Origin of the sequence: Pseudonocardia sp. (genome assembly GCF_025965585.1) — a bacterium.
Classification (GTDB): Bacteria; Actinomycetota; Actinomycetes; order Mycobacteriales; family Pseudonocardiaceae; genus Pseudonocardia.
In genome coordinates this window covers 1-5,620 of the sequence record NZ_JAOPWR010000190.1, presented here as the reverse complement: position 1 = coordinate 5,620, position 5,620 = coordinate 1, and the positions used below count along the sequence as shown (strand labels likewise).

Annotated in this window: 5 protein-coding genes and 1 pseudogene; 5 read left to right on the top strand and 1 reads right to left on the bottom strand. The window is 75.0% G+C overall.

The annotated features are described in order from the left end of the window. Positions 1-337: pseudogene (locus tag JWR81_RS12290) on the bottom strand (hypothetical protein); the annotation flags it as partial. A 408-nt stretch (positions 338-745) separates the two neighbouring features. On the opposite strand from JWR81_RS12290, the gene JWR81_RS12285 reads away from it, so the two are divergent. The 5 genes from JWR81_RS12285 to JWR81_RS12265 form a co-directional block, all read left to right on the top strand. Then, positions 746-1,441: a hypothetical protein gene (locus JWR81_RS12285; protein ID WP_367278780.1), complete on the top strand. Its 696-nt coding sequence runs from the start codon at positions 746-748 to the stop codon at positions 1,439-1,441. Then, a complete protein-coding gene (gene miaA / locus JWR81_RS12280; protein WP_297650710.1) occupies positions 1,438-2,352 on the top strand; it encodes a tRNA (adenosine(37)-N6)-dimethylallyltransferase MiaA in 915 nt (304 codons plus the stop codon). The genes JWR81_RS12285 and miaA overlap by 4 nt, the downstream gene beginning before the upstream one ends. A 1-nt stretch (position 2,353) precedes the next feature. Beyond that, positions 2,354-3,178 carry a diaminopimelate epimerase gene (gene dapF / locus JWR81_RS12275; protein ID WP_297650708.1) on the top strand — a complete coding sequence of 275 codons (825 nt, stop codon included), beginning with the start codon at positions 2,354-2,356 and terminating at the stop codon, positions 3,176-3,178. Positions 3,179-3,222: 44 nt separating this feature from the next. Continuing rightward, the gene (hflX, locus tag JWR81_RS12270) at positions 3,223-4,698 is read left to right on the top strand and encodes a GTPase HflX (RefSeq protein WP_297650706.1); all 1,476 of its coding nucleotides are present in this window, start codon (positions 3,223-3,225) and stop codon (positions 4,696-4,698) included. After that, the coding region (locus JWR81_RS12265; RefSeq protein ID WP_297650704.1) for a hypothetical protein at positions 4,628-5,620 on the top strand (993 nt) is incomplete at its 3' end. The genes hflX and JWR81_RS12265, both read left to right, overlap by 71 nt.

Genomic DNA, 5,620 nt, shown 5'->3' with positions numbered 1-5,620 from the left:
GCGGCGGTCCGGGCCGTGGGGGTGCCGGGCGCGGCGGGGCCGGACGGGGTGGTGTCGGGGCAGTGGGGGATGGCGCGGGGGAGGCGGGCGCGCTCTCCGACGCCGGGGACCCCGCGGCCTCCTGTGCCGGCTGCTCCTCGGCGGCGGCGTGCTCCGCCGTTTCGGCCTGCTCCGCGGACGCGACGGCCTCCTCCGCAGGAGCGGCGGCCGGGGTCTCGGCGGTGACCGCGGGCTCCGGATCCGTGGCGGCCCCACCGGGCCGCACCTCCTGCGGGCCGGCCTCGGCGGCCACCTCGTCCGTACCCGTGAGCTGCTCCGTGGCCTGTTGCTCCGACACCGTCGTCCTCCTCGCGATCCGGCCCACCGCGGACGGTGGGCGCTCCACCCGGGGGCGGAGCCATGCACAGCGGCCCTAGGAGCGCGCTGAACAACTGAGCCCTACGGCGCCCGGACGGGCGCCTCGCGGCGTTGTCGTCAAGGCCGATACAACAGCGGTATCGGCCTCCCGTCCGCCTTGCGATGCACCCATCTGGCCACCGCTCGCTACGGGCTGAGTTGTTCAGCACCCTCCTAGTCGATCGTCGTGATCGGGCCCTCCGGCGATTCAAGCAGCTCACGCACCGGATCGGAACGCCTCGGACGGGCACAGGACAGTCAACGGGCTGTCCTGGTCGACGAGCCGCGCCCCGGAGGCACTGGTGGGGTGTGCTCCGCGGACACGGCCTAACCTCCGACCGTGCTGTCGATGGTCGCCGTCGTGCCCGAGCCGCCGCTGCTGCTCCCCGAGCTCGCCACCGGTGCGGCCGCGGAGACCGCGGACCTGCGGGCGGCGTGCGTCGCCGCCGCGAGCCGGCTCGCCGGTGCCGCGTCGCGGTGGGTCTGCGTGGGCGCCGACCAGGGCGGCCGCCACACCGTCGCCCCGGACGCGCGGGGCAGCTTCGTCGGCTTCGGCGCGGACGTGGTGGTCGGGCTCGACACCGCGGGTTCGTCGAGCCCGGTGGACCGCAGCTTCCCGCTGCCCCTGCTCGTCGCGGGCTGGCTGGCGGGGCGGACCGGCGCGGCCGTCCGCATCCGGGGCGAGCTCGTGGCGCCGGACGCGTCGAAGCAGTCGTGCGCCGAGCTCGGGCGGGCGCTGGCCGGTGAGGATGTCGGGCTGCTCGTCGTCGGCGACGGGGCGGCGACCCACACCGAGAAGGCCCCCGGCTACCTCGACGAGCGCGCGGGCCCGTTCGACGCCGCCGTCGCCGCGGCCCTGCGCGACGCCGACCCGGCCGCACTCGCGGCGCTCGACCCCGACCTCGCGACGGCCCTGTTCGCCTCCGGGCGCGCCCCCTGGCAGGTGCTGGCCGGCGCCACCGCGGGCGGGGGCTGGTGCGGGGAGCTGTTGCACTCCTCGATGCCGTTCGGGGTGGCCTACCACGTGGCCCTCTGGGAACGATGAAGCCGCTGATCGTGGTCGTGGGGCCGACGGCGACGGGCAAGTCCGACCTCGGCCTGGCGCTCGCCGAGCGGCTCGACGGCGAGGTGGTCAACGCCGACGCGCTGCAGCTCTACCGCGGCATGGACGTCGGCACCGCCAAGCTCACCGTCGCCGAGCGCCGCGGTGTGCCCCACCACCAGCTCGACGTCCTCGACGTCACCGAGACCGCGTCGGTGGCGGCCTACCAGCGGGCAGCCCGCGCCGACATCGAACGGTTGCGCGCGGCGGGCCGGACGCCGGTGCTGGTGGGTGGGTCCGGCCTCTACGTGCAGGCCGTCGTCGACGAGCTGGAGTTCCCCGGCACCGACCCGGCCCTGCGCGCGGTGCTGGAGGCCGAGCTCGCCGGGCGCGGCCCCGCTGCGCTGCACGCGCGGCTCGCCGAGGTCGACCCGGCCGCCGCGGAGGTGGTGCTGCCGAGCAACGGCCGCCGGATCGTCCGCGCGCTGGAGGTGATCGCGCTGACCGGCCGCCCGTTCCCCGCGCGCCTGCCCGAGGCGGCCGTGCCCCGCTACGACGCGGTGCTGCTCGGCGTCGACCGCCCCACCGCGGACCTGGACGTCCGGATCGCCCGCCGGGTGGCGCGGATGTTCGCCGCCGGGCTGGTCGGCGAGACGCGCCGGCTGCTGGACGCCGGCCTACGGGAGGGCCGTACGGCGTCGCGCGCGCTGGGCTACCAGCAGGTCGTGGCCGCCCTCGACGGGGCCGGCGACCTGGGCACGGCCGCCGCGGAGACGGTCGTGGCCACCCGCCGCTTCGTCCGCCGCCAGCGTTCCTGGTTCCGCCGCGACCGCCGCATCCACTGGCTCGCCGCCGCCGAACCGGACCTGTTCGACCGCGCGCTGGCCGTGAGCAACGCGCGGGTACCCTCCTGACGTGCAGTTCAGCAAGGGCCACGGCACCGAGAACGACTTCGTCGTGCTCCCCGACCCCGATGGATCGCTCGATCTCACCCCCCGGCGCGTCGCGGCGCTCTGCGACCGCCGTCGCGGCCTGGGTGCCGACGGTGTGCTGCGCGTCGTCCGGTGGGGCGCGCTGGAGGACGGGCCCGTGCCTGTCGACAGCGTCGAGTGGTTCATGGACTACCGCAACGCCGACGGCAGCGTCGCCGAGATGTGCGGCAACGGGGTGCGCGTCTACGGCCGCTACCTCGAGCACCGCGGCTGGCTTCCGCAGGGCGACCTGGCGCTGGGCACGCGCGGCGGCGTCCGCTTCGTGCAGGTGGGCGCCGACGAGGTCTCCGTCGACATGGGCGCCGCGAAGGTGGGGGAGAGCAGTACCGCGAGCCTCGACGGGCAGGCGTTCCCCGGCGTCGCGGTCGACCTCGGCAACCCGCACCTGGTCTGCGTCACGGACATGGCGATCGGCGGCCTCGACCTCACCAACCCTCCGGGCCACGACCCGGCGCTGTTCCCGCACGGCGTCAACGTGGAGTTCGTGTCCCCCATCGCCGACGACACGGTGTCCATGCGCGTACACGAGCGCGGCGTGGGGGAGACCCGTTCGTGCGGCACCGGCACGGTCGCGGCGGTGGTCGCGGCCCTGCGCCACGCCGACCGGACGACCGGCACGGCGACCGTCGACACCCCGGGCGGACGGCTGCGCGTCACCGTCGACGACGACACCACCACCCTGCACGGCCCCGCCGTCCTCGTCGCGCACGGCGAGATCAACCCGGACTGGTGGGACGCGCTCGTCTAGGCCGGACGAAACAAACCGGACGCACGCGGCGTTGACGTGGGAGCATGACTGACACGATGATTGAACCAGCCCTGTCCCACCCCAATAACGGCGCTGATGCGCGTTCCGCTCGCGCCACACGCGGTGACCTCGACCTGGAGGAGCGCTCCTCGCTCCGCCGCATCGTCGGGCTCTCCACCGAACTCACCGACGTCACCGAGGTCGAGTACCGGCAGCTGCGCCTCGAGCGCGTCGTGCTCGTCGGGGTCTGGACCGAAGGCACCGCCGAGCAGGCCCGCTCCTCGATGACCGAGCTCTCGCGCCTCGCCGAGACGGCCGGATCCACGGTCCTCGACGCACTGATGCAGCGCCGCCCGCAGCCCGACCCGGCCACGTTCATCGGCTCCGGCAAGGTCGAGGAGCTGCACCAGGCCGTGCAGGCGGCCGGCGCGGACACCGTGATCTGCGACGGCGAGCTCTCGCCCGGCCAGCTGCGGCAGCTCGAGGACAAGCTGAAGGTCAAGGTCATCGACCGCACCGCGCTGATCCTCGACATCTTCGCCCAGCACGCCCGTAGCCGGGACGGCAAGGCGCAGGTGGAGCTGGCGCAGCTGTCCTACCTTCTCCCGCGCCTGCGCGGTTGGGGTGAGTCGCTGTCCCGGCAGGTCGGTGGACGCGCCGCGGGCGGTGTCGGCATCGGTGGCCGTGGTCCCGGTGAGACGAAGATCGAGCTCGACCGCAGGCGCATCCGCATGCGCATGTCCAAGCTGCGCCGTGAGATCGCCGGGATGAGCCAGGTCCGCGACACCCAGCGCGGCTCGCGCCGGCGCAACGAGATCCCGTCGGTGGCCATCGTCGGCTACACCAACGCGGGCAAGTCGAGCCTGCTCAACGCGCTCACGGGCGCGGGTGTGCTCGTCGAGGACGCGCTGTTCGCCACCCTCGACCCCACGACGCGCCGCACGTCCACCTCGGACGGGCGCACGTTCACGCTCACCGACACGGTCGGGTTCGTGCGGCACCTGCCCCACCAGCTCGTCGAGGCGTTCCGGTCCACCCTGGAGGAGACGGCCGAGGCCGACCTGCTCGTGCACGTGGTGGACGGCTCCGACGCGCTGCCGGAGGACCAGATCAAGGCCGTCCGCCAGGTGCTCGTCGAGATCGGCGAGGAGCGGCACGGGAAGATGCCGCGGGAGCTGCTGGTGGTGAACAAGACCGACTCGGCGAGCGACCTGCAGCTCGCCCGGCTGCGCCACCTGCTGCCCGACGCGATCTTCGTCTCCGCCCACCGCGGCGACGGGATCTCCCGGCTGCAGGCGCGGATCGCGGAGCTGCTGCCGCGTCCCGAGGTCGACGTCGAGCTGCTGCTGCCCTACGTCGAGGGTTCGCTCGTGGCGCGTGTCCACGCCGAAGGCGAGGTGCTCGCCGAGGAGCACACGGCCGACGGCACGCGGCTGCACGCCCGGGTCGGTGCCGAGCTGGCCACGGCGGTGCTGCCGTTCGCGGTGGTCGGGGCACCCGACGCCGACGGTTCCGCGTGAACAGCGCTCCCCGCTGATCCGACTGCTCCTGGCCGGTGCTCTCGTCCTGGGGAGCACCGGCGCCGTCCCCTCGCCGCAGGTCCGCTGCACGGTCGACGACCCGCGGCTGACCGAGCTGTCCGGGCTCGCCGTCGACAGCTCGGGGATGTGGGCGATGGCCGACGGCGGCCGCCGCGTCGAGGTGGACCGGATCGATCCCTCCACCTGCGCGGTGCTGGAGCGCCGCACGTCCACCATCGACCCGTACGACCCCGAGGACCTCGCCCTGGGCCCCGGCGGTGCGTTGTGGGTGGGCGACATCGGTGACAACGACCGCGCCCGGGCCACCGTCGCGGTCATCGCCCTGCCCGCGCAGGGCGAGGCGACCCTGCACCGGATGACCTATCCCGACGGCCCGCACGACGCAGAGGCCCTGCTCGCCGACGCCGTGGGGCGCCCGGTGATCGTCACCAAGGACCCGACGGGCCTGTCCGGCGTCTACCGCACGGCTGCGCCGCTCGCCGGCGTGGGCCCGGTGCCGCTGGTCAGGGTGGGTGAGGTGCGGCTGCCGTCGTCGGACACCGTCGGCGGGCCGGCCGGACCGTTCGGCGGCGCGCTCGTCACCGGCGCCGCGGTGAGCGCGGACCGTCGCGTGGTGGCCCTGCGCAGCTACACCGACGCCTGGCTCTATCCCGTTCCGGACGACGGCGACGTCGTCGCGGCGCTCGCGGGGATGCCCGTCCGGGTACCGCTCGGCGGCGAGCCCCAGGGCGAGGCCGTCGCGTTCGTCGCCGACGGCACGCTCGTGTCCGGATCGGAGGGCCGCGGCGGCGACGCGGGGCAGATCCGTGAGGTGCCGGCCGCGGCCGCGCTCGCCCGCACGGCCGCGCCCGCCTCCGTGCCGGCTGCACCCGTCACCGACGACCCCGCCGGGGGCGCCGCT